This window comes from Bacillus sp. RO1 (genome assembly GCF_012524115.1).
Classification (GTDB): domain Bacteria; phylum Bacillota; class Bacilli; order Bacillales; family Bacillaceae_I; genus Sutcliffiella_A.
Genome location: NZ_JAAZWB010000073.1, coordinates 1 through 23,703, shown reverse-complemented (window position 1 = coordinate 23,703; position 23,703 = coordinate 1). Strand labels below are relative to the sequence as shown.

Annotated in this window: 22 protein-coding genes; 18 read left to right on the top strand and 4 right to left on the bottom strand. The window is 43.6% G+C overall.

Going from position 1 to position 23,703, the window contains the following annotated elements:
* Positions 1-33 precede the first annotated feature (33 nt).
* On the top strand, positions 34-939 hold the full coding sequence (locus tag HC179_RS11025; RefSeq protein ID WP_168864354.1) for a hypothetical protein: 906 nt from the start codon (positions 34-36) through the stop codon (positions 937-939).
* Positions 940-1,130: 191 nt separating this feature from the next.
* Positions 1,131-2,135, top strand: a complete 1,005-nt coding sequence (locus HC179_RS11020; RefSeq protein WP_168864353.1) for a DUF1646 family protein — start codon at positions 1,131-1,133, stop codon at positions 2,133-2,135.
* A 59-nt stretch (positions 2,136-2,194) separates the two neighbouring features.
* Here the strand turns inward: HC179_RS11020 and HC179_RS11015 are convergent, their stop codons facing one another.
* The gene (locus tag HC179_RS11015) at positions 2,195-3,052 is read right to left on the bottom strand and encodes a MurR/RpiR family transcriptional regulator (protein WP_168864352.1); all 858 of its coding nucleotides are present in this window, start codon (positions 3,050-3,052) and stop codon (positions 2,195-2,197) included.
* A 173-nt stretch (positions 3,053-3,225) separates the two neighbouring features.
* Here HC179_RS11015 and gnd point away from each other — a divergent pair, with 173 nt between their 5' ends.
* From gnd to gntK, 3 genes are all read left to right on the top strand, one after another.
* Entirely contained in the window at positions 3,226-4,122 is an 897-nt protein-coding gene (gene gnd, locus HC179_RS11010) for a phosphogluconate dehydrogenase (NAD(+)-dependent, decarboxylating) (protein ID WP_168864351.1), read from the top strand.
* 231 nt (positions 4,123-4,353) lie between these two features.
* Positions 4,354-5,700 carry a GntP family permease gene (locus HC179_RS11005; protein ID WP_168864350.1) on the top strand — a complete coding sequence of 449 codons (1,347 nt, stop codon included), beginning with the start codon at positions 4,354-4,356 and terminating at the stop codon, positions 5,698-5,700.
* Between the two features lie 247 nt (positions 5,701-5,947).
* Positions 5,948-7,486: a gluconokinase gene (gntK, locus tag HC179_RS11000; protein ID WP_168864370.1), complete on the top strand. Its 1,539-nt coding sequence runs from the start codon at positions 5,948-5,950 to the stop codon at positions 7,484-7,486.
* Between the two features lie 301 nt (positions 7,487-7,787).
* On the opposite strand, the gene HC179_RS10995 is transcribed toward gntK, so the two are convergent.
* Entirely contained in the window at positions 7,788-8,051 is a 264-nt protein-coding gene (locus HC179_RS10995) for a hypothetical protein (protein ID WP_240948515.1), read from the bottom strand.
* Positions 8,052-8,201: 150 nt separating this feature from the next.
* Between HC179_RS10995 and HC179_RS10990 the strand changes: the two genes are divergently transcribed.
* From HC179_RS10990 to HC179_RS10980, 3 genes are all read left to right on the top strand, one after another.
* On the top strand, positions 8,202-9,779 hold the full coding sequence (locus tag HC179_RS10990) for a peptide chain release factor 3 (protein WP_168864349.1): 1,578 nt from the start codon (positions 8,202-8,204) through the stop codon (positions 9,777-9,779).
* Between the two features lie 212 nt (positions 9,780-9,991).
* A complete protein-coding gene (locus tag HC179_RS10985) occupies positions 9,992-10,414 on the top strand; it encodes a hypothetical protein (protein WP_168864348.1) in 423 nt (140 codons plus the stop codon).
* Between the two features lie 91 nt (positions 10,415-10,505).
* Positions 10,506-10,730, top strand: coding sequence for a DUF2198 family protein (locus HC179_RS10980; protein ID WP_168864347.1), 225 nt, complete (start codon positions 10,506-10,508; stop codon positions 10,728-10,730).
* Between the two features lie 25 nt (positions 10,731-10,755).
* On the opposite strand, the gene HC179_RS10975 is transcribed toward HC179_RS10980, so the two are convergent.
* Entirely contained in the window at positions 10,756-11,277 is a 522-nt protein-coding gene (locus tag HC179_RS10975) for a hypothetical protein (RefSeq protein ID WP_168864346.1), read from the bottom strand.
* A gap of 205 nt (positions 11,278-11,482) precedes the next feature.
* Here HC179_RS10975 and uvrB point away from each other — a divergent pair, with 205 nt between their 5' ends.
* Together uvrB and uvrA are read left to right on the top strand one after the other, a co-directional pair.
* The gene (gene uvrB, locus HC179_RS10970) at positions 11,483-13,462 is read left to right on the top strand and encodes an excinuclease ABC subunit UvrB (protein WP_168864345.1); all 1,980 of its coding nucleotides are present in this window, start codon (positions 11,483-11,485) and stop codon (positions 13,460-13,462) included.
* 7 nt (positions 13,463-13,469) lie between these two features.
* Positions 13,470-16,346: an excinuclease ABC subunit UvrA gene (uvrA, locus tag HC179_RS10965; protein WP_168864344.1), complete on the top strand. Its 2,877-nt coding sequence runs from the start codon at positions 13,470-13,472 to the stop codon at positions 16,344-16,346.
* Positions 16,347-16,410: 64 nt separating this feature from the next.
* Here uvrA and HC179_RS10960 read toward each other — a convergent pair whose 3' ends face one another.
* The gene (locus tag HC179_RS10960; RefSeq protein WP_168864343.1) at positions 16,411-16,818 is read right to left on the bottom strand and encodes a hypothetical protein; all 408 of its coding nucleotides are present in this window, start codon (positions 16,816-16,818) and stop codon (positions 16,411-16,413) included.
* 308 nt (positions 16,819-17,126) lie between these two features.
* Here HC179_RS10960 and HC179_RS10955 point away from each other — a divergent pair, with 308 nt between their 5' ends.
* The 8 genes from HC179_RS10955 to HC179_RS10920 all read left to right on the top strand — a co-directional run bounded on the left by HC179_RS10955 (position 17,127) and on the right by HC179_RS10920 (position 23,266).
* A complete protein-coding gene (locus tag HC179_RS10955; protein WP_168864342.1) occupies positions 17,127-18,326 on the top strand; it encodes a DUF4097 family beta strand repeat-containing protein in 1,200 nt (399 codons plus the stop codon).
* A gap of 1 nt (position 18,327) precedes the next feature.
* The gene (locus HC179_RS10950; RefSeq protein WP_168864341.1) at positions 18,328-18,528 is read left to right on the top strand and encodes a PspC domain-containing protein; all 201 of its coding nucleotides are present in this window, start codon (positions 18,328-18,330) and stop codon (positions 18,526-18,528) included.
* Positions 18,525-18,887, top strand: coding sequence for a phage holin family protein (locus tag HC179_RS10945; RefSeq protein WP_168864369.1), 363 nt, complete (start codon positions 18,525-18,527; stop codon positions 18,885-18,887). Before HC179_RS10950 ends, HC179_RS10945 begins: the two co-directional genes overlap by 4 nt.
* A gap of 406 nt (positions 18,888-19,293) precedes the next feature.
* The gene (gene hprK / locus HC179_RS10940; RefSeq protein WP_060664420.1) at positions 19,294-20,232 is read left to right on the top strand and encodes an HPr(Ser) kinase/phosphatase; all 939 of its coding nucleotides are present in this window, start codon (positions 19,294-19,296) and stop codon (positions 20,230-20,232) included.
* A 22-nt stretch (positions 20,233-20,254) separates the two neighbouring features.
* Complete coding sequence (gene lgt, locus HC179_RS10935; protein WP_168864340.1) at positions 20,255-21,082, top strand: prolipoprotein diacylglyceryl transferase; 828 nt, start codon at positions 20,255-20,257, stop codon at positions 21,080-21,082.
* A gap of 94 nt (positions 21,083-21,176) precedes the next feature.
* A complete protein-coding gene (locus HC179_RS10930; RefSeq protein WP_168864339.1) occupies positions 21,177-22,121 on the top strand; it encodes a nucleoside recognition domain-containing protein in 945 nt (314 codons plus the stop codon).
* Positions 22,111-22,761, top strand: coding sequence for a pyrophosphatase PpaX (gene ppaX / locus HC179_RS10925; protein ID WP_168864338.1), 651 nt, complete (start codon positions 22,111-22,113; stop codon positions 22,759-22,761). Before HC179_RS10930 ends, ppaX begins: the two co-directional genes overlap by 11 nt.
* Positions 22,754-23,266 carry an acyltransferase gene (locus HC179_RS10920; RefSeq protein WP_148987487.1) on the top strand — a complete coding sequence of 171 codons (513 nt, stop codon included), beginning with the start codon at positions 22,754-22,756 and terminating at the stop codon, positions 23,264-23,266. Before ppaX ends, HC179_RS10920 begins: the two co-directional genes overlap by 8 nt.
* Positions 23,267-23,703: the final 437 nt, after the last annotated feature.

Here is a 23,703-nt window from a genome sequence, read left to right as displayed (position 1 = left end):
GAAACAATGTTTTGAAAGGATGTGCTATGTGCTATGGGACGTCTATTCATTAAGATAACAATAATCATGACAGTTGTAATATTACTGTTTATGCCAGTAAATAAATTCGTAAAGGATTCTTATGATTACAACATTAGCCATTCCATACTGGCTTTTAAGGAAGATCCATATCCAGTTGATATCATCAATCTGGGTGCATCTCATTCCATGTACGGTTATTATTTTAAGCCTACGGGTTTGTCCCATCTGGACTTAGCACTTCCTTCTCAGACGCTACAATACGATTTTCAATTGTTAAAAGAATATGGCAAGTACCTTAAACCTGGTGGTGTAGTGATCGTTTCCATATCTCAAATCACATTCGCCAATTCTGAGACCAAGAACGTAGGTAATTATTATAAAATTTTGGATCGTACCGATATTGAACCATTTAGTGTACTTGATTATTACAGTTACTTGTACTTACCTGGGGCAAATAGCGGGAGTTTTCATTCTGCGCTCTCGGGTAAACTGAAAGAATTTAGATGGAATGCTCATCAGCCTTGGGCAAATAACGGTAAAAACTATTCGAAAAGAAAGTATGAGAACGTAGAAGACCAATACAGAGAAGCGGTTAAAAACAATACCATTGAACAAAATGTGAAGCAGTTAAAAAAGATTGTAGATTATTGTAAAGAGAAAGGCTACCAAGTAGTATTAACCATGGAGCCAGTCCATCAGTCTTATCAAGAACATTTAAGTGAGGAAGTTATGAATAGACTTGTCTTTCAGTACTTAGAGCCCCTTAATTTAGATGTCCCATTTTTAAATTATATGAGTGATCAAAGATTCGCAAACAACAAAGAGTATTTTATCGATTCTGATCATTTAAACAGTAAGGGAAGAAAAATGTATTCTTGGATAGTGTACAGGGACCTCAAGAAATTGGGGTATTTATGAGCGATTTAATAGACTCGGTTTTATGAATAATCGTTTTGATTAAAAATGAAAATTTACATGTAATGATAGTAGTGAGACAGGAGCTTTGTTGAACCCTGTCTCTTCTTTTTTACACAGGCATGTTTGTCCAATAACTGCATATATATGAACCGTTATCTAAAGAATTTCTGGAGACAACGGGAGTGTGAAAAATGGATTTCGGATTGATCTCGATTTTTCTGGTCGTTTTATTGGGACCTTTACTTGTCAAGAAAATAGAAGAAAATATGGAAGTTTTCCTGCTAAGCATGGGGATACTCGCCAGTATGGTAAGTGAAGTTTACAATGAACAGCTTTTCTTCATCGCGGCAACTGATCCAATCTTAATTTCACTCGCCGTCTTAATGGCGGGCCTCGTTTTTAGATGGTTGCAGAGACCTTTTAGCAGAACTCTTCACTTTTTGAAAAATAGAGTGCCTTTTAAGTTTTTTATTTTTCTGCTTGTTGTGTTTCTTGGTTTAATCTCAAGTGTCATTACCGCAATTATTGCAGCGCTCTTATTAGTATTCATTGTAGTTGGGCTGGACCTTGAAAAGAGAGAGCAGATAAGGCTCACCGTCCTTGCTTGTTTTTCTATTGGCTTAGGTGCAGCTTTGACGCCAATTGGAGAGCCGTTATCCATTGTGACAATCAGCAAGCTGAACGGGGATTTCTTTTACCTCTTAAGGCTGATTGGCAAGGATGTCTTATTCGCATTGTTGTTATTCGGTATACTTGCTGCCTTTATGGTGAAAGCACCTGCTTCTAACGAATTGGAGCGGAGTGTGAAGGATAAGGAAAGCTACGAGGAAATTTTTATTCGAGGCTTGAAAATTTACTTTTTTGTGATGGGACTGACTTTTCTTGGTGCAGGATTTGAACCATTTGTCTCCGCCTACTTTTTAGGCATGGATCCTACCGTTTTATACTGGTTCAATATGTCCTCCGCCATTTTGGATAACGCGACACTGGCGGCTGCAGAAATTAGTGCGGAATTGGACCCGTCAGTCATCCGTGTGATTTTGCTTGGGCTTATGATCAGTGGAGGAATGCTGGTGCCTGGTAACATTCCAAATATTATTGCGGCAGGAAAGCTCGGCATTACAAGTAAAGAGTGGGCACGGCATGGGGTTCCTGTTGGACTGGTTGCGATGGTGATTTATTTTTTTGTGGTGTAGGTAAACATAATAAAAGGCTGGCTAGTTGTCGGAAGATCCGATTTTCTAGCCAGCCTTATTTATATTCTTTTCACCGATATTGCTGCACGAACCTTCTGCAGTGCTTCCTTCCCCTCATCCTTCTTCGCCATGAGAACATTGACATAAATGGCATCAATCATAGCAAGTTGGGCGATGCGTGAGGCCAATGCCTCAGAGCGATAGTCCGTTTCCTCTGACATTGTATAAAGTGCCATGTCCACACCTTGGCTTAAAGGAGACTTGGCAAAGTTAGTGATACCGATTGTCTTCACTCCATTTGCTTTTACCACCTCAAGAATGTGCATCATGTCCTTCGATGCTCCGGTATGGGAAATGATGATGGCCACATCTTCGTCCGTCAGTTGGCTTGCTGACATAAGCTGCATGTGAGTGTCAGACTGAACATTCACTGAAACACCTGTCCGGATAAGTTTATGGTATGCGTCCATTGCAATGACGTTAGATCCGCCGCTTCCGAACAATTCGACCTTGCGAGCCGCTAAAATTGCGCCAATCACCTCGTGAAATGCCTGTTCATCAAGGATTTTCAAAGTATCTTCTAGTGTTTTTATATTAGATCGGAAAACTTTTTCCGCAATCGTTTTTTCACTGTCGTGTTCCATGATATTTTCATGAATATCTTGAATGGGCTCCACAATTTCGGTTGCGAGTGCAATTTTCATCGCCTGGTAACCTTTAAAGCCGATCCGTTGGCAAAAACGGAATACGGTAGAGTCCGCTACACCTAAATCATCGGCAACCTGGTTGATGGTGCTGTGGACAATTTTTTGTGGATTATTTAGGATATAGTCCGCGATGACTTGCTCCTTCCCCTTGAACTGTGGATAGTGGGAACGTATGCGCATCATGCAGTATTGCGTTTCCTGCGTGTTCATGGTGCGACCCTCCAGAAATAATAATCTAATCTCTATGATAAAGAGGTTTCGAAAAAAAAGAAACTATTTTTTGATAACGCTTGCATTTTGAGGAATTTTTTTTCATAATAAAAACAAGACAAAAAATATTTTTCGATAAAGACTTGAGCATGAAGAAGGGAGTTTCTTTTTATATGAAACTAGCAATGATTGGTTTAGGCAAGATGGGGTACAACTTAACGTTGAATTTAATAGATAACAAACATGAGGTAGTCGCATTTGATGTTGATAATGAAAACGTTATCAAGTGCGAACAGGCAGGTGCAATCGGAGCATACTCCATCGAGGAAGCACTAGGCAAACTGGAGTCACCAAAAGTGATTTGGATGATGGTGCCGGCTGGTGAGATTACAGAAAATGTGCTTACAGAGATTAGTAGTTTCGTAACAGAAGGAGACATCATCATTGATGGCGGCAACTCTAACTACAAAGATACATTAAAGCGTGCGGAAGAACTTGCTGCAAAAGGTGTCCATTACTTGGATGTCGGAACAAGCGGCGGAATGGAAGGAGCTCGGAATGGAGCTTGCACCATGATAGGCGGTAATGAAAAGGCGTTCAAACATGTTGAAACGCTATTCCAAGACATTTGTGTAGAAAACGGCTACTTATATGCAGGGAAATCCGGCAGTGGACACTTCTTGAAAATGGTCCACAATGGGGTGGAATACGGTATGATGCAAGCAATCGCAGAAGGCTTCGACATCTTAGAGAAAAGTGATTTTGACTTTGACTATGAAAAGGTTGCGAGAGTCTGGAATAACGGATCCGTCGTTCGTTCTTGGCTGATGGAACTCACAGAAAATGCATTCAGCAAAGATGCGAGATTAGAAGGTATCAAGGGCGTTATGCATTCATCCGGTGAGGGTAAATGGACAGTAGAAACAGCCCTAGACCTACAAGCCGCAGCACCAGTCATCGCCTTGTCTCTAATGATGAGATACCGTTCCCTAGAGCCCGACACCTTCTCCGGAAAAGTAGTCGCAGCACTCCGCAACGAATTTGGCGGACATGCGGTCGAGAAGAATTGATCTTAGTAGATAACGAGAGACGTTAAATTAAATAAACATCCCCCTGATGACTGTAGTGCAAGATGTGAGACTCCGGCGGGAAGCAGCGGTAGCTTGAGACCCCACAGGCGAAGCCGAGGAGGCTCAAGCACACGCCCCGCGGAAAGCGAACACCTGGAACGCAAGTCATCAGGAAGTAAACGTAAAAATTATTTTTTCTATATAGAGCTAATTAAAAAGGAGGAACAAAACATGTCAGGATCCATGCTAATCCTAATCGCAGCAGCCGCAATATTCGTCCTACTATTCCTAGTAATCCGCACGAAACTACACGCATTCGTAGCCCTGCTGTTAGTCAGTCTACTAGTAGGTATCGCAGCAGGCATGCCGCTAAATGAAGTCATCTCATCCGTCCAAAACGGAATGGGAGGCACCCTCGGCTTCGTTGCAGTCGTAGTCGGACTTGGTGCGATGTTCGGTAAAATGCTCGAAGTATCAGGTGGAGCAGAAAGACTTGCTCAAACTTTAATGAAGAAATTCGGTGAAGAAAAGTCCCAATGGGCGTTAGGTATTACAGGTTTCTTAGTAGCAATTCCCGTATTCTTTGATGTTGGTTTCATCATTTTAGTGCCAATCGTGTATGGCTTGGCGAAAAAAACAGGGAAATCTCTTTTACACTACGGGATTCCATTGCTGGCAGGACTTGCTGTAACGCACAGCTTTATCCCACCAACACCGGGACCAATTGCAGTAGCTGATTTAATCGGCGCAGACCTTGGATGGGTAATCCTGTTTGGTGTTATTGCTGGTATCCCGGCTATGATTTTAGCTGGTCCGGTTTTTGGTAAATATATTGGCAAAAAAATTCACGTGGTTGTACCAAAATACATGGAAATCGATGAAGATAAGGTATATGAAAAGGATCTTCCAGGCTTCGGACTGATTGCTTCTATCATTCTAGTACCTTTAGTGTTGATTTTAGTGAATACGTTTTCAACGGTTATTTTTGAAGAAGGTCATATTGTTCGAGAGATTACGACATTCGTCGGTCACCCGTTCGTAGCGTTGACAATAGCTACATTATTAACGTTCTACTTCCTTGGAACGAAGCGCGGTTATACAAAACAAGATGTTCAAGATATTGCGACTAAAGCGCTTGAGCCAGCAGGTATCATTATCCTTGTAACGGGTGCCGGTGGAGTGTTCAAGCAAGTACTAATCGACTCAGGTGTTGGTGATGTTCTTGGTGAAATGATGGCAGGATCTGCATTACCTCCAATCGTCCTTGCGTTCTTGATTGCAGCGGCAGTCCGTGTGGCACAAGGCTCCGCAACCGTATCAATGGTTACAGCAGCAGGTCTAATCACACCGCTAATCGGTATCATGGGTCTTCAAGGTCCGGTACTTGGTCTAATCGTTATCTCGATTGCTTCCGGTGCAACGGTTCTATCTCACGTAAACGACTCCGGCTTCTGGTTAGTGAACCGATACTTCGGTCTTGATGTAAAAGATACGTTAAAATCATGGACGGTCATGGAAACCATCATCGGACTCGTAGGTTTTTCAGTAGCGGTAATTCTTGGTATATTTATAGGATAGGATTATTTGCTAAGGCTATTCAGAGGGTCATATAGCTGTTGATTGGAGCAAAAGGCGAAGACTCCTGAGGGAGTTAGCGCTAGGTGGAGACCCCGCAGGCGTAAGCCGAGGAGGCTCCAGCAGCGCCCCTAGGAAAGCGAAGCCATTTGCGGAAATCAACAGCGGTGTTAAACATTGTCTTAGGATAATCTAAAGGGGGTCAAGGAACTATTTCCTTGGCCCGTTGTGATTTTGAATCAAGGAGGACATCACCATGACAACATACATGCTAGGCGTTGATATAGGAACAACAAGCACAAAGGCAGTGCTTTTTACGAAGGACGGAAAAGTAGAAAGCCAACATGCCGTGGAATACCCTTTGTATACGCCAGAAATGGGAGCGGCTGAACAGGATCCCGATGAAATTCTAGAAGCGGTGGCGGTTTCCATTAGGGAAACTATAATCAAAAGTGGCATCGATACAACAGACCTTTCCCATGTCAGCTTCAGTGCGGCGATGCACAGTCTGATTGCTGTGGATGAAGCAGGAATTCCATTGACGAAAAGTATCACATGGGCCGACCAGCGAAGTGAGAAGTGGGCAAAGAAAATTAAGAAGGAATGGGATGGCCATAAAGTTTACCTGAGAACAGGAACACCGATTCACCCGATGTCCCCTTTAGCAAAGCTAGTTTGGTTGCGAAACGAACACCCTGCAATTTTTGAAAACGCAGCTAAATTCATTTCCATAAAAGAATATGTGTTTTACAAGTTGTTTGGAGAATATGTAGTGGACCATTCGATTGCGTCAGCAACAGGAATGCTGAACTTGGAAAAGTTGGATTGGGACTCAGGTGCACTGGGTGTTGCCGGTGTTACTCCAGGCAAGCTGTCCCGCCTTGTCCCTACAACAGAGATCATCACAGGATTGCAACCAGAATGGTCGGTGAAATTGGGACTTCCTGCTAGTGTCAAATTTGTAATTGGTGCAAATGACGGCGTGCTTTCCAACCTTGGGGTAAACGCTGTACAGCCAGGCGTGGTCGCTTTGACCATCGGAACAAGCGGGGCCATCCGTACCGTTGCGGACAAGCCAGTAACCGATCCAAAGGGCAGAACATTTTGCTATGCGTTGACAGAAAATCATTGGGTAATCGGTGGCCCGGTCAACAATGGCGGCATGATTATGCGTTGGTTACGTGATGAGTTTTGCCAAGCGGAAGTGGAAGAAGCAAAAGCAATCGGAGTTGACCCATATGATGTGATGACAGCAAAGATTGCTCAAGTGAAACCTGGTGCAGAAGGTGTCCTTTTCCATCCTTATCTGACAGGTGAACGTGCACCATTGTGGAACGGAAATGCACGTGGATCCTTCTATGGCCTTGGTATCCATCATAAAAGAGAGCATATGATGCGAGCGGTATTAGAAGGAATCAACCTTAACCTTTATACAGTGTTGTTAGCACTGGAAGAGATTATCGGCATTCCGGAGAAAATTCATGCAACAGGCGGGTTTGCTCGTTCGGAAGTTTGGTGCCAGATGCTTTCTAATATTTTCAATCAGGAAGTAAGTATCCCTGAAAGTGTGGAAAGTTCCTGCCTAGGTGCTGCAGTTCTTGGATTGTATGCGCTTGGTGATATAGACTCGTTTGATGTGATGAATGAGATGGTGGGGACGACGAATGGGTATGTTCCGAATCAGGCAGAAGTGGAAGTGTATAAAGAGCTGACGCCGTTGTTCATCCGATTGAGCCGTTTGTATGAACAAGAGTTTGAGGCGGTGGTGGCCTTTCAGCAAAGGAATTGAGGGGAATTGGCTCAACGGTTGATTTCCGTTCCAGGCGCTTCGCTTGCTTGCGGGCGGTCCGGGAGTCTCCTCACTTCGTTGTGGGGTCTCCCCTGTCCCTTCCTCCCGTGGGCGTCTGCGCGCCTTCCACTGTAATCAACATTGAATGAAAAAACTCCATGCAATTTATATAAGATAGGATCTGTAAAAGCATTCTGTTGATCATTGCAGCAACCTAGCTGTTGGTTGGAGCGAAAGGCGAAGACTCCGGCGGGAGGTAGCGGTAGCTTGAGACCCCCACAGCGCAGCGAGGAGGCTCAAGCTACGCACCGCGGTAACCGAAGCCTGGCGCGGAAATCAAAAGTGGCGCTAATGAATTGCAAAAATAAAGAACGACATTCTCCTGGTCACCACCATAGCGAGATTGTCGTTCTTTTTTGTACAGCTGATTCAGTTTTTCTTTTTTCGTCTTGGTTGTTTTGGTTGTAAGGTTAGCAAGGGCGTAGATGCCGCGGCCGTTTTCTGGATTGCGGTTGCCTTCCCGGACTTGCTTGTCACGTAGCTTTTTTGCTTTACTTTTTGCCAAAATGATCACTCCTAACATATATTTACAAAGAGTATAACCGAGAATAGGAATATTGGAAATAGGTTTTCGTTGGATTGCTATATTTTTCTCAAGCGTATTTCTGTTATAATAGCACTATTGTGTAATTTTTGAGAGGTAGGTACGGAAACAGTGAAAAATGAACTTTTAAATAAAGAGATAGACCGCCGCAGAACCTTTGCGATCATATCCCACCCGGATGCCGGGAAAACGACCTTGACGGAGAAACTTCTTTTATTTGGTAACGTTATTCGTTCAGCAGGTACGGTAAAAGGGAAGAAGTCTGGCAAATTTGCTACATCTGACTGGATGGAAATTGAGAAGAAGCGTGGAATCTCGGTAACATCGAGTGTTATGAGTTTTGAGTATATGGATAAGCATATTAACATTCTTGATACTCCTGGACACGAAGATTTCAGTGAAGATACGTATCGTACGTTGACTGCCGTGGACAGCGCCGTGATGATCATCGACTGCACGAAAGGGGTAGAGCCGCAAACTATCAAGCTTTTCAAGGTATGTCGTATGCGCGGTATCCCGATCTTCACGTTCATCAATAAGCTGGACCGTGAAGGTAAAGAACCGCTTGCGCTTCTGGAAGAGATTGAAGAAGTGCTTGGTATCGAGTCCTATGCGATGAACTGGCCTGTTGGAATGGGGAAACGCTTCTTGGGTGTTTACGACCGTTACAACGAAGTATTCATTCGCTATCAAGGTAAAGATGAAGAGGATCGCATTCCGTTCAAGGAATTGGATGCGGTGGAGGAGATTTCTACTCACCCGACTTTTATACAAGCAAAAGAAGACTTTGAGCTGCTAGAAGAAGCAGGAAATGATTTTGACATCAATAAAGTGAAAAATGGCTTGCAGACGCCGGTATTCTTCGGAAGTGCGATCTCCAACTTTGGAGTGGAAATGTTTTTCCGTACGTTCTTGGATCTTGCTAGTGAACCGCAGCCTCGTCAGACAGAAGAGGGGAAAGTAGAGCCAAAATCAACTGATTTCTCTGGCTTCATTTTTAAAATCCAGGCGAACATGAACCCGGCTCACCGCGACCGTCTTGCATTCTTGAGAATCTGTTCAGGTGTGTTTGAGCGTGGAATGACGGTACAGGTTAGCAGAACAGGAAAATCCATTAAGTTAACGCAGTCCCAACAATTCTTGGCGTCTGATCGTGAGACGGTAGATCACGCATACCCTGGGGATATCATCGGTATCTATGATCCGGGTGTTTATCAGATTGGTGATTCTCTGTTCAGCGGCGGCAATCAAAAAGTTGAATTTGATGAAATTCCGACATTTGCTCCTGAGCTTTTCGTAAAAGTAGAAGCGAAAAATGTCATGAAAGGGAAGCAATTCGGAAAAGGTATCACTCAGCTTGTGCAGGAAGGTGCTATCCAGTTGTTCCGTCAATACGGTACGGAAGCTTACATCCTTGGAGCAGTTGGTCAGCTTCAATTGGATGTATTCGAATACCGCATGAAGGGCGAGTACAATGTGGAAGTCGTCTACAATATGATTGGCTCAAAAATTCCTCGTTGGTTGGAAAGCCAAGACGTGGATACTTCGTTGTTTGATTCCCGTAATATCTTGGTGAAAGACCGCAACGATCAGTATGTTGCCTTGTTTGATAACGACTTCTCATTACGTTGGTTCCAAGATAAGAACCCGAAAGTCGGCTTGATTGATATTATGGCGGATGAGGACTAAGTTTAATTTAATTGAAAGCTCAGAATACCCTTTCAGACAGGGTGTTTTGGGCTTTTTTGTCGTTTGAAGATACTTTAGAAGGGGTTTTTTGTTTAAAATGTTTTCATCACTTGACTAGTTTAAATTAATGGCTACAAATTATGAGAAACCCTAAAAAACTTGGTTCCCCTGACGATATAATAACCAAAAGCACGGGATTAGGGGGCAGTTTGGTGGGTGATCAAAAGGATAAGTTAATGTGGCTAGGCCTATACAGAACAAGACATTTTGTAGTAGGTGGGATGACCATTTTACAAGTGAACGGCCGTGAAGTGACGACAGGCAGTACCAAAGTGTACATGGAAGAGCTAAATATGGAAAAATTGCGCTTTATCAGTAGGGTGCAGATTCCTGAAGACAGTAAAGTTCTATTAGGATTAAAATTCATGGTTGCCAATCAATTGCTTGAATTTAAGGTCAATATCCTTGGCGTTCAGGCAAATGTAAAAAAAAGAAGGTATACATACCTGGTAGAATTTTTAATTGAAAATGATAGCGACAGACAGTCCCTCCTTACATTTGTAAATAAAATTCAGTTGGCGAATAAACAGAAGAAATTGAGAAGTGTGACAGAGATTGCTGTGGAAGTGGAATAATGAGTGAATGAAATCTCCTTATACAGAACCAAAAAAACTGCTATACTAACACTAGAAGATTTTCGGAAGTGATAGAAAAGAGGTTTTCAGATTGTTGGTAAAGCTGGTTTTAGCATTGATTATCCCTGCGCTGCTCGTGGTCCTATTTACAAGAGTAACCTATAATCTGTATGTTGGTACAGGTTTGGCGATAGCGCTCATTTTAGTTTCGATCTTTAAAGGACATGGGAACGAATGGTTTGTTATTGTAGTGGACGTCCTTTCTTTAGTAATCGGATTTTTGTATGCGAGGAAAATGGTAGGGAAATTCAAATAGAAACAGAGGGAGCGGCTTTTCCGGATTACGGATGGTCTGCTCCCTCTTTTGCTTGTTGGGCTGCTCGTTGAAAGGTAAATAATGCTTCTTGTTCTTCAGCAGTGGTCGACTCGAGTCTGGCTGGTCTCACTACCCAAAGCGGGTCTTTGCCAAATGTTTCTCCATAGCCAGTTAGTACGCCTTTGAATGTCAGAACGTCCCCAACTATTGGTGGGGGATTTAAATCATCTGCAAAAGTAACAAGAATGGCCGGGAGTAGCGGTTCCTGCAGCTCATAGGTAGAATTGTTTTCTACACGCGTCACCGTTGCAGTCCACCTTACGGACTTATCTTTATTAGCTTTGATGAAATCATGGACATACGCTCCATCCACTTCACTGTAGGTCAGTTCTTCTTCTGGATTTTCCAATGCACGTTCATCTAGATAAGGTAAATCTAGCGTTTCTTCGGGAATATCTTGGGAAAAACAGCCCGCCATTAATATAATCAGCCAAGCTACGCAAAACATTTTTCTACTGATAGTACTGCCAATAAACTTTTTCATCATAAATCTCTCCAAATGAAGTTTCCGATTCCCAATACATGATAAGAATATAGAAAACACTCTTTAAACGCAACATAGACGGGTATAGAGAAAAAAGATGATTTTTACAAAAAACACGAATATCAGTTCGTATTTTTGTTGTTTTAGGTCAATGTTGTGATAGAATATTGGTAGAAGTTAGATGAACGGAAATGGAGGCTTTTTGTGGATGGAACAGTTTGAGTTAGTTTCTGGATATAAGCCGGATGGAGATCAGCCAACCGCGATTGCGGAGATTGTAGAAGGCATCAAAAACGGAAAAAAGCATCAGACACTTCTTGGCGCAACAGGTACAGGTAAAACATTTACTGTCTCCAATGTGATACAGGCAGTAAACAAACCGACGTTAATTATCGCCCACAACAAGACGTTGGCAGGGCAATTATATAGTGAGTTCAAGGAATTTTTCCCTAACAACGCAGTCGAATATTTTGTTAGTTATTATGATTACTATCAACCAGAAGCGTATGTACCTTCCACTGATACATTCATAGAAAAAGACGCAAGCATCAATGATGAAATCGATAAGCTCCGCCACTCAGCAACGGCTTCCCTTTTTGAGCGGAACGACGTTATCATTATAGCCAGTGTGTCTTGTATCTATGGCTTGGGGTCACCGGAAGAATATCGTGACCTGGTTGTCAGCTTAAGAACAGGCATGGAAAAAGAACGAAATGTCTTACTGCGCGACTTAGTAGACATCCAGTACAGCAGGAATGATATTGACTTCAAGCGCGGGACCTTCCGGGTTCGCGGTGATGTGGTGGAGATTTTCCCGGCATCCCGCGACGAACACTGTATTCGAGTGGAATTTTTCGGCGACGAAATAGACCGGATAAGAGAAGTGGATGCACTAACAGGGGAAATTCTTGGCGATCGTAACCATGTTTCCATTTTCCCGGCTTCCCACTTCGTAACCCGAGAAGAGAAGATGAAAAAAGCCATCGTCAATATTCAGGCAGAACTGGAAGAGCGACTGGAAGAGCTTCGCGAGGCAGGTAAACTGCTAGAAGCTCAGCGACTGGAGCAGCGGACCCGATATGACCTGGAAATGATGGCGGAGATGGGTTTTTGTTCTGGAATCGAAAACTACTCCCGGCATTTGACACTGCGTCCGGCTGGCTCGACACCATACACCCTAATGGATTTCTTCCCGGAAGATTTTCTGCTGGTAATTGACGAGTCCCACGTTACGCTTCCTCAAATCAGAGGGATGTTCAATGGGGATCAGGCAAGAAAGCAAGTCTTGGTAGACCATGGGTTCCGTCTGCCGTCTGCTAAGGATAACCGTCCTTTGAGGTTTGAGGAATTTGAAAAGAAAACCGCCCAACTTGTCTATGTTTCTGCAACACCAGGACCATACGAGCTGGAGCACACACCAAAAATGGTAGAGCAGATCATCCGTCCGACGGGGCTGCTTGATCCAATCATTGAAGTTCGTCCGATAAAAGGTCAGATTGATGACCTGATCGGCGAGATACATCAAAGAGTGGAAAAGGATGAAAGAGTCCTTGTCACTACCTTGACGAAGAAGATGTCCGAGGATCTTACTGCTTACCTGAAGGAGCTGGGAATTAAAGTAGCGTACCTGCATTCTGAAATCAAGACCCTTGAACGAATTGAGATTATCCGAGAATTGAGAATGGGTAAACATGATGTTCTCGTAGGGATTAACTTATTGAGGGAAGGTCTCGACATCCCAGAAGTTTCCCTTGTCACCATTCTTGATGCAGATAAAGAAGGTTTCCTTCGTTCTGAACGTTCCTTGATTCAGACCATCGGACGTGCGGCCCGTAACTCGAACGGTAAAGTCATCATGTATGCAGATAAAATAACAAACTCCATGGATATTGCAATAAATGAAACCAAGCGTCGCCGGGAAATCCAGGAGGCTTATAATCTAGAGCATGGAATCACACCGACAACCATCAAGAAAAAGGTTCCGGAACTTATCCGTGCGACTTTCGTAGCCGAGGAAGATGGCAATTACGAAGGTAAGGTACCGACACTCAGACCGAAGAACAAGAAAGAAAGAGAAAAGCTCATAGAAAGCATGGAGCAGGAAATGAAAGATGCGGCAAAAGCGCTCGATTTCGAACGTGCAGCCGAGCTTCGTGACCTCATCTTGGAGCTCAAAGCGGAAGGATGACATAAGGATGGCAATGGATAAAATAGTAGTAAAAGGGGCCAGAGCCCATAACCTAAAAAACATTGATGTAACGATTCCCCGCGATAAATTAGTGGTGTTGACGGGGCTATCAGGATCGGGGAAATCCTCTCTAGCCTTTGACACCATCTATGCAGAAGGACAACGCCGTTATGTAGAGTCCCTTTCTGCCTATGCGCGCCAATTCCTTGGACAGATGGACAAACCGGATGTGGATGCCATTGAAGGGTTATCCCCTGCCATCTCCATCGACCAGAAGACTACAAGCCGTAACCCGCGTTCTACCGTGGGAACGGTAACGGAAATCTATGATTATCTTCGTCTTCTTTTTGCAAGGGTGGGTAGGCCGACATGTCCGAAACACGGTATCGAGATATCTTCTCAAACAATCGAACAAATGGTAGACAGGATTATGGAATATCCAGAACGGACAAAACTTCAAATTCTTGCTCCTGTCATCCAAGGTCGTAAAGGAACCCATGTGAAAACACTTGAGGACATTAAGAAACAAGGGTATGTCCGCGTACGTGTGAACGGTGAAATGATGGAAGTATCCGATGATATCGAGTTGGAAAAAAACAAAAAGCATTCCATTGAAGTAGTGATAGACCGTATCGTCGTAAAAGAAGGCGTGGAAACCCGTCTGTCAGATTCATTGGAATCGGCTATCAGGCTTGGGGAAGGAAAAGTGATTGTGGATGTAATCGGAGAAGAGGAACTTCTCTTCAGCGAGCATCATGCTTGTCCACAATGTGGATTCTCCATTGGTGAATTAGAACCAAGAATGTTTTCCTTTAACAGTCCTTACGGAGCATGCCAAAAATGTGATGGTTTAGGGACAAAGCTGGAAGTGGACATTGATTTGGTGCTGCCTAATAAAAACCTAAGCCTCAAAGAGCATGCACTTGCTCCTTGGGAACCAACAAGTTCACAATATTATCCACAAATGCTGCAAGCTGTCTGTAATCACTACGGCATTGACATGGAGGTACCGGTAAAAGATATCCCCAAAAATCTTTTAGATAAGGTGCTTTATGGTAGTGGGAAGGAGGAAATTTACTTCCGCTACGAAAATGACTTTGGTCAAGTGCGTGAAAGCTATATCATCTTCGAGGGAGTTATCCCCAATGTGGAAAGACGCTACAAGGAGACTAGTTCCGACTACATCCGTGAACAGATGGAAAAGTATATGGCTCAGCAACCATGTCCTACTTGTAAAGGGAACCGCTTGAAGCTAGAAAGCTTATCGGTGCTTATCAACAATAATCATATCGGGAATGTGACTAACTTTTCTATCGTAGAAGCTTTGGATTTCTTTGAGAGCCTGGAGCTGACGGAAAAAGAAAGAAAGATTGCCCATATGATTTTGCGAGAAATTGAGGAACGTCTGGGGTTCTTGAACAATGTCGGATTGGATTATTTGACGATGAGCCGTTCTGCCGGAACGCTTTCTGGTGGAGAAGCACAACGTATTCGTCTGGCAACCCAAATTGGTTCAAGACTTACCGGAGTTCTTTATATCCTCGATGAGCCGTCTATCGGACTTCATCAGCGAGACAATGACCGATTAATCCAAACTCTCAAGAACATGCGTGATATTGGTAATACGTTAATTGTAGTCGAGCATGATGAAGACACCATGATGGCAGCCGACTACTTGCTTGATATCGGACCTGGAGCAGGTGTACATGGTGGTCAGGTAATTTCAGCTGGTACACCTGAGGAAGTAATGAATGACGAGAGCTCTTTGACTGGTCAATATTTGTCTGGAAAGAAGTTCATTCCACTTCCGACAGAAAGAAAAGTGGTTAAGGACCGTTTCATTGAAGTAATTGGTGCGAATGAAAACAACTTAAGCAATGTGGATGTGAAAATACCGCTTGGCTGTTTTGTGGCAGTGACAGGGGTGTCAGGTTCAGGAAAAAGTACATTAATTAATGAAATTTTGCACAAGGCCCTTGCGCAGCGTCTGCATAATGCAAAGACAAAACCTGGCCAACATAAAGAGATTCGAGGAATTGACCATCTTGATAAGGTAATTGATATCGATCAGTCTCCGATTGGAAGAACCCCACGTTCTAACCCTGCCACCTACACAGGGGTATTCGATGACATTCGTGACGTATTTGCATCTACTAATGAAGCGAAAGTTCGCGGATATAAAAAAGGTCGTTTTTCGTTCAATGTGAAAGGTGGCCGCTGTGAGGCATGTCGCGGGGATGGAATTATAAAAATTGAAATGCATTTCCTTCCTGATGTGTATGTGCCGTGTGAAGTGTGTCACGGGAAACGTTATAATCGTGAGACGCTTGAAGTGCAGTATAAAGGGAAAAATATTGATGATATTTTGAAGATGACCGTTGAGGATGCAGTGAGTTTCTTTGAAAACATACCGAAGATCAAGCGGAAGCTGCAGACTATTTACGATGTTGGCTTAGGCTATATTACACTCGGTCAACCGGCAACCACTCTTTCGGGCGGGGAAGCGCAACGTGTCAAACTTGCATCAGAGCTGCACCGTAGATCGACAGGTCGATCTCTCTATATCTTGGATGAGCCGACAACAGGGTTGCATGTGGATGACATTTCGAGGCTGTTGAAGGTGTTACAACGATTAGTGGAGAATGGGGATACTGTGCTGGTCATTGAGCATAACTTAGATGTTATTAAAGCGGTGGATTACATGGTCGACCTTGGTCCTGAGGGTGGGGACAAAGGGGGCAGTATCATTGCAACTGGTACACCAGAAGAGGTTATTGAAGTAGAAGCTTCTTATACGGGGCAATATCTCCGACCTGTTTTACTGCGTGACCGCGATCGAATGGATCAAAAAGTAAAGAAAGTCGAAGCGGTTAGTAAAGGGTGACTATAAAGATATAAAAAAGAGGATGGTTACTCCAAATGGGCAACCATCCTTCTTTTTTGTATTTCTACTGGTTTGTCTCTTGTTCTTGAACTTTCTTTTCAATAATATCTTGTAAGAATCGAACATCCATTTCATAGGTTTTATCCTTGAAACGAATTTCGCCAGTATTTTCGTTTAGTTTTCCTTTCAGGTGAAAAGAGGCACTTTGAATCTTGTACTCTTTTGACCCTTCATCATAATGAAAATCTGCTTTATCTATTTCGTTCGTCACGACTGGACGAATCGTATTCTCCACATAATTAGAGGAAGACTCAGTGAAATCAGGACCCAGTACGCCAAAGAAAATCAAGCCGGCAAGTATCAGTCCAATCATAACAAGTTTAGATAAAATGCTTTTCAAGAAAGGGATCACCACAAATAATATGACCAGAACAATAATGATTGTCAACAAATGATCCATAATAAAATCCATATCCATTTCACTCCTTCCACACAATCTATACCCAGAAACTAGAACCATTATACCATTTGGTGAGTGGGAGACTCAAAGAATCCAAATTGAATCACCATGGGCAACAAACTAATAAGACTTGAGGCGTACGACATGGGTAACAAAAATCCTGCCGGGGTCTGACCCCTTTTCGAAATTTTTATGCAACAATAAGGTATATAAGCAGAAAGTGAAACTTTTGAGTGTGTTCAGTCGTAGAGGTAGTATAGAAGAATCTTATTGAATGTTAAATTGAGCTTTATAGGTTACAAAAAGGGAGGATGTTTTGTATGGAAGAGCGTAAGCGTATTTTGAAGTTGGTGGAGGAAGGGAAGCTGACGGCGGAAGAGGCGATTATTTTATTGGAGAGTTTGGAGAAGAATAGTGAAGAGAAGAGTTTGAGGCAGGATGAAATTGTTTCTGAGCTTGCTAGGGATGCGAAAGGGTCTCAGGAAGCAGAAGAGAATATTTTTAAAGCGCTGTCCTCAAAGGTTTTTTCCAATTCCAATAGTAAAAATGGATCAACCGGCTCCAGCTCTTTTGATAAATCAAAATTTGATTCTTACAGCAAGCAGGCGTCCTCTTTTAAAAATAACATCTTAGATTTTGTTGGAAGTGCGCTGCAGAAGATTAAAGATTTGGACTTGGATTTCAACTTTGGTCCTTCTATCTCGATTCAACATATTTTCCAGCAATCAGATGTGCATTTGCAGCATATTGACCTTGATGTGGCGAATGGCGCGGTTAAGGTGGTTCCTTGGAAAGAGAACGATGTGAAGATAGAGTGTGAGGCAAAGGTTTATGAGGAGAACTCACAAGATGACGCGCGGAAAGCTTTCCTTAGTGAAGTACTATTTGCAATTGAAGCTGGGAAACTACGTTTTTCTGTCCAGAAGAAGCATATGAAAGTGAATGCAACGGTTTATGTGCCAGAAGAGAAATATGATAGCTTGAATATCCGCATGTTTAATGGGCCGATTTCAGGGGAAGGTTTACATGTAAAGTCGATGAAAATGAAGTCGGCGAATGGTTCGTTAACATGGGAGAACTTAAGAAGCGATTACATTGAAGCGGAAACGGCAAACGGTCATATTAAATTGACTGATTGCGATGCGAAAGAAATCGAGGCAGAAACCATTAACGGAATGTTAAAGGTTCGCGGAGATATTGAAAAATTGGATGTGCAGAGTTTTAATGGAAATGTGGTTGGAGAGTTGACTGGAACTTCCGCCCGTTCCATTATGGCGAAAACAAAAACAGGTAGTGTGGATCTGTTCATTCCAACTGAAAATGCGTTGGAAGCAGAGCTGAAAACGAATCTTGGAAGCTTTACATGCGAGGTTCCAGGAATGGATGTTGTGGAGGAAAAAAATGAAGTGGTGCAAAAGGCGCTTCATTTTAAGGCGAAAAAGGAAGATGCTCCGCTTACGTACATCCTTGCGGAAACGACGACAGGTTCCATTTTAATCAAACCATATGAGGTGAAGTAATATGAGACGTCTTATTCGTTCCAAAAACGACCGCAAGCTTGCGGGTGTGCTTGGAGGTCTTGGAAAATATTTAGGGGTAGATTCCAATCTGTTGCGCGTTATTTTTGTTATTCTGTTGTTCCCAACAGGAGTAATGCCTCTGATTGTTACGTACTTTGTTTTAACTTTTCTACTTCCGAATGAAGAGTCAGAGATACACTGATGAGATGGGCTGTCAGTATTCTCGTTAATGCATTGATATTGATTGTGGTTGCGGGCTATTTTGACTCGTTCCAGCTGAGCGGTGTCGGAGCGGCAATCATTGCAAGTTTGATTTTGGCAGTGTTGAATACGATTGTGAAACCAGTCTTGGTTATTTTGACTTTGCCTGTCACGTTGCTAAGTTTGGGGTTGTTCTTATTTGTGATCAATGCGATTACGCTTATGTTGACTGCTTTCTTGATGGGAGATGCATTTAATATTGATGGTTTCGGTACAGCCATTTTAGCAGCGATAGTCATTTCGATATTAAATCTGTTAATCCAGAAGGCAATTGTGGAGCCTTTGCAAAAGAAGAATTAACATGAAACGCGAACCTGATTTCTCAAGGGTTCGCGTTTTTTATACTCTGTTAACCACCGCTGTTGATTTCCGCAAATGGCTTCGCTTTCCGCGGGGCGACCTTGAGCCTCCTCGGCAAGCCTGCGGGGTCTCAAAATTGCCGCTACTTTCCCGCAGGACAAGGAAGGCTTCGGCAGCGAAACTTCGCACGAAGAAAATGCGTAGCATTTTCGAGGAGTCTCCGCCTTTTGCTCCAATCACCAGCTTAAAGATTCTATATCCTCATTTAAATCCCCTCTCCCAAACCTCCCACTTAATAAAAAAGTCAAATAGTGCTAAAATGAGAAAAGGTTGATTTACATAGGAAGCGTAACACTCATTTTGATATTCACATCAGGGTGTTTCCATACTGAAGGAGGTTTTGGCTGTGCCAAAGGTTCGGACAAAGGATCTGATTGAGAAGTTTAATTTTGAATTGATTGGTGGGGAAGAGGGCGTGAATCGTCCGATTGCGACAAGTGATATTTCCCGACCTGGTATAGAGATGGCCGGTTATTTTACCTACTATCCGGCCGAGAGAATTCAGCTGCTTGGAAAAACGGAGCTGTCTTTTTTTGAAAGGCTTACGCCGAAGGAAAAAAGAGAGCGGATGAGTCAGCTCTGCACGGACATCACTCCGGGCATCATTGTGTCAAGGGACATGGAAGTTCCACCTGAACTCGTGGAAGCAGCAGAGTACGAAAGTGTGCCACTTATGCGCTCACCGATGAAAACGACGAGGCTTTCCTCCCACCTGACTAATTACTTAGAAGGGAAGCTTGCACCGACAACCGCTGTACACGGCGTGCTTGTCGACATTTACGGGGTAGGCGTGCTTATCACTGGGAAAAGTGGCGTGGGTAAAAGTGAAACGGCGCTTGAACTTGTAAAAAGAGGGCATCGTTTGGTGGCTGATGACTGCGTCGAAATCAGACAGGAAGATACAGATACACTTATCGGGAACTCGCCGGAATTGATTGAACATCTTCTCGAGATCAGGGGTCTTGGTATCATCAACGTGATGACCCTTTTCGGAGCGGGAGCAGTGCGCAGTTATAAACGCATCACCCTTGTTATTAATCTTGAGCTTTGGGATAAAAACAAGCAGTACGATCGAGTTGGTTTGGATGAAGAAAAGATGAAGATCATTGATTCGGAAGTCACTCGCTTGACAGTTCCTGTACGTCCTGGACGAAACTTGGCTGTTATCATTGAAGTGGCAGCGATGAATTTCCGCTTGAAGAGAATGGGCATGAATGCTGCCGAACAGTTCTCCAACCGTTTGTCAGGTGTTATTAATAATGAAAACGAGCATGAAGACATTTAAAAAATAATGGAGTGTGGGGAACATGTTGTTAGGAAACATCGAGCCGTTAAATCCGGTCATGATCAGTTGGCCGATTACGGTTTACTGGTATGGGGCCATTATTGGTACAGGTGCCCTGCTTGGATTATGGATTGCCACAAGAGAATCCGAAAGACGTGGACTTAACAAGGATATATTTGTAGATCTTGTCTTGTTTGCGATTCCGATTGCGATTCTTTGTGCAAGACTATATTATGTAGCGTTTCAATGGGATCATTATTCTCAAAACCCAGGCGATATTTTGAAGATTTGGGAAGGCGGCCTTGCAATTCATGGCGGATTAATCGGAGCCATTACCACTGGGGTTATTTTTGCAAGAATACGAGGAATTTCGTTCTGGAAGCTTGCCGATATCGGTGCACCAAGTATCATCCTTGGTCAAGCAATTGGCCGCTGGGGGAACTTCATGAACCAGGAAGCCCATGGTGGGGAAGTGACAAGAGAATTCTTGGAGGGGCTTTACTTACCGGATTTCATCGTCGACCAAATGTACATAAACGGGACGTACTATCACCCAACTTTCCTTTATGAATCTATTTGGAATTTGGTTGGTTTCGGATTGCTTCTTTTACTGAGAAAAGTGAATTTAAGACGCGGGGAACTCTTCTTGAGTTATGTGATTTGGTACTCCGTCGGACGCTTCTTTATTGAAGGAATGCGTACGGATAGCTTGATGCTGACTGAGTCTTTAAGAATCGCACAAGTTATCTCCATTGGACTGGTCGTCCTTGCCATCGCACTTATCATAGTGCGTCGTGTGCTTGGCATGGCTAACAAACGTTACTTGGATCCAGAAAATAAAGAAGGTTAGATGTACTCAAACAAAAATACACCTGAAGCGACTAGATAAATAAAGCCTCCAACAAAAAAAGATGGAGCGGCTACTTCAAAGGGGGAGGAGCTTCATGCTGCAAACATTAAAACGCGGGCTGATGGTGGGGCTGGGAACGACGTGGACACTGGGTAAAGTCATTTTCCCAGTCACACTCCTTGTCGGCATTCTTCAGCATACACCAGTCCTGCAATATCTTATAAAAGCAATCGCGCCGATCATGGGGATTTTCGGTCTATCAGGTGAAGCAGCCATCCCGCTTGTAATCGGGAATTTTCTGAACCTGTATGCTGGAATAGGTGCCATCCTTACCTTGGACCTTACCGTAAAAGAGGTCTTTATCTTGGCTGTCATGCTCTCGTTTTCACATAATCTTTTAGTAGAGTCGACCGTTGCGGCAAAAGTAGGGTTGAAAATTTCCGTGATATTAGCGGTAAGGTTAGGTCTTGCCTTTTTCTCAGCCATTATCATCAACTTGGTTTGGAAAGGTGGAGGCGAACTTGCCCAGTATGGCATGGTCGCAAAATCTGAAGAGGCTGTAACAGGCTTTTTCCCTATAATCCTTGATGCCACACAACGTGGTCTGATGGGGATTCTGCAGCTTGCAGTAATCGTCATTCCACTTATGGTCCTTGTGCAATATATGAAGGAGCTCGGCTGGTTGGCGGTATTCTCGAAGTGGATGGGGCCGTTTACCCGAGCGCTTGGAATGAAAGAGAATACGTCTACTACCATGGCGGCCGGTCTAGTAATCGGCCTTGCATATGGAGCAGGGGTTATGATTCAGGCGGTAAAAGAGGATAATGTAAGTAAGAAGGATTTGACTCTTGCGTTTATTTTTCTCGTTGCCTGTCATGCGGTGGTGGAGGATACGCTTATCTTCATTCCGCTCGGCATCCCTGTATGGCCGCTACTTGCCATCCGAATTACAACTGCCATTCTCCTTACGATAGCCGTTGCTTTTGTTTGGAAAAGGCTAGAACTTGCAAAAAGAAAGGAAGCCTCTTATGACCATTAACACCGTACTTTTTGATCTAGATGGAACACTAATAGACACAAACGACCTTATTATTGAGTCGTTCCTTCACACATTAAATCATTATTATCCAGATCAGTATGGCCGTGAAGACGTACTGACCTTCCTCGGCCCACCTCTATATGATACATTCGTAAAAATGGATGAGTCGAAAGTGGAAGAAATGATTGCCCATTATCGCGACTTCAATATGACTAAACATGACGAATATGTAACAGAGTTTGAAGGGGTATTGGAAACAGTAAAACTTTTGCATGAAAAAGGTCTGAAGCTTGGAATTGTGACGACAAAAATGCGACAGACTGTGGTGATGGGCCTTAAGTTGACGGGACTTGACCAATTCTTTGATGTGGTCGTCTGCCTTGATGATGTCACCAATGCCAAACCAGATCCAGAACCAATCCACCTTGCCCTGCAGCAGCTAGGCTCAACGCCTGAAGAGGCAATTATGGTAGGTGACAACTTTCACGACATCCTAGCAGGAAAAAATGCCGGAACGAAAACGGCAGCAGTAAGCTGGACGATTAAAGGAGTCGAATACCTACAATCCTTTGAACCGGATTATACGCTCACACATATGCAAGACTTGCTGCCAATATTGGGAGTGACTGAGGGTGAGTAGAAGGACGACCCGCTACCCGGTGGAGGGCGCGAATTCCCTATGGCATGTTTACAAAACCGTCCCTTTTATAAAAGTCGTGAAAAACTTTGCAGTCATTCAGATCGCCAGGTACACGCCATTTTTAGGCATGAAAAACTGGCTCTACCGCACATTTTTACGCATGAAGGTGGGCGAGCAAACCTCCTTTGCTTTAATGGTCATGCTTGATGTCATGTTCCCGGAAAAAATAAGCGTCGGCCGCAACACGGTCATTGGCTATAACACCACCATCCTTGCCCACGAATATCTGGTCAAGGAATACCGCCTCGGCGATGTGGAAATCGGCAGCGAAGTCATGATCGGTGCCAACACGACCATCCTTCCTGGCGTCATTATCGGAGACGGCGCCATCGTCTCCGCTGGCACCCTTGTACATAAAGACGTCCCAGAAGGCGCCTTCGTCGGAGGGAACCCGATGCGCGTCATCTATACGAAAGAGGAAATGCAGGAGAGAATGAGGTTTTAGTTGGCGAGTTGGGAAGAAACTAAGCTAGCGTATGAAGACCTTTAAAGCGTCAATTTTGAGCCGGTGAAGTCTTTATATCCTGTATGAAGACCTATTTGGGTAAAATTTCGAGACTGAGGAGTCTTCATTACCGTAATGAAGACCTGACTAGAATGAATTTTGAGCCAGAGAAGTCTTCATTACCGTAATGAAGACATGACTAGAATGAATTTTGAGCCAGAGGAGTCCTCATACCCAGAATGAAGACCTGTCTAGCCAAAATATTGAGCCAGAGGAGTCTTCATAGCATGAATGAAGACCTGTCTAGCCAAAATATTGAGCCAGAGGAGTCCTCATAGCATGAATGAAGACCTGTCTAGCCGAAATATTGAGCCAGAGGAGTCCTCATACCCAGAATAAAGACCTGTCTAGCCGAAATATTGAGCCAGAGGAGTCTT

Bases quoted from the DNA above. Each gene is read 5' to 3' on its own strand.
- HC179_RS11025 (WP_168864354.1), top strand. From the start codon at position 34: ATGGGACGTCTATTCATTAAGATAACAATAATCATGACAGTTGTAATA.
- HC179_RS11020 (WP_168864353.1), top strand. From the start codon at position 1,131: ATGGATTTCGGATTGATCTCGATTTTTCTGGTCGTTTTATTGGGACCT.
- HC179_RS11015 (WP_168864352.1), bottom strand. From the start codon at position 3,052: ATGAACACGCAGGAAACGCAATACTGCATGATGCGCATACGTTCCCAC.
- gnd (WP_168864351.1), top strand. From the start codon at position 3,226: ATGAAACTAGCAATGATTGGTTTAGGCAAGATGGGGTACAACTTAACG.
- HC179_RS11005 (WP_168864350.1), top strand. From the start codon at position 4,354: ATGTCAGGATCCATGCTAATCCTAATCGCAGCAGCCGCAATATTCGTC.
- HC179_RS10975 (WP_168864346.1), bottom strand. From the start codon at position 11,277: ATGATGAAAAAGTTTATTGGCAGTACTATCAGTAGAAAAATGTTTTGC.
- uvrB (WP_168864345.1), top strand. From the start codon at position 11,483: ATGGAACAGTTTGAGTTAGTTTCTGGATATAAGCCGGATGGAGATCAG.
- uvrA (WP_168864344.1), top strand. From the start codon at position 13,470: ATGGCAATGGATAAAATAGTAGTAAAAGGGGCCAGAGCCCATAACCTA.
- HC179_RS10960 (WP_168864343.1), bottom strand. From the start codon at position 16,818: ATGGATTTTATTATGGATCATTTGTTGACAATCATTATTGTTCTGGTC.
- HC179_RS10955 (WP_168864342.1), top strand. From the start codon at position 17,127: ATGGAAGAGCGTAAGCGTATTTTGAAGTTGGTGGAGGAAGGGAAGCTG.
- HC179_RS10950 (WP_168864341.1), top strand. From the start codon at position 18,328: ATGAGACGTCTTATTCGTTCCAAAAACGACCGCAAGCTTGCGGGTGTG.
- lgt (WP_168864340.1), top strand. From the start codon at position 20,255: ATGTTGTTAGGAAACATCGAGCCGTTAAATCCGGTCATGATCAGTTGG.
- HC179_RS10930 (WP_168864339.1), top strand. From the start codon at position 21,177: ATGCTGCAAACATTAAAACGCGGGCTGATGGTGGGGCTGGGAACGACG.
- ppaX (WP_168864338.1), top strand. From the start codon at position 22,111: ATGACCATTAACACCGTACTTTTTGATCTAGATGGAACACTAATAGAC.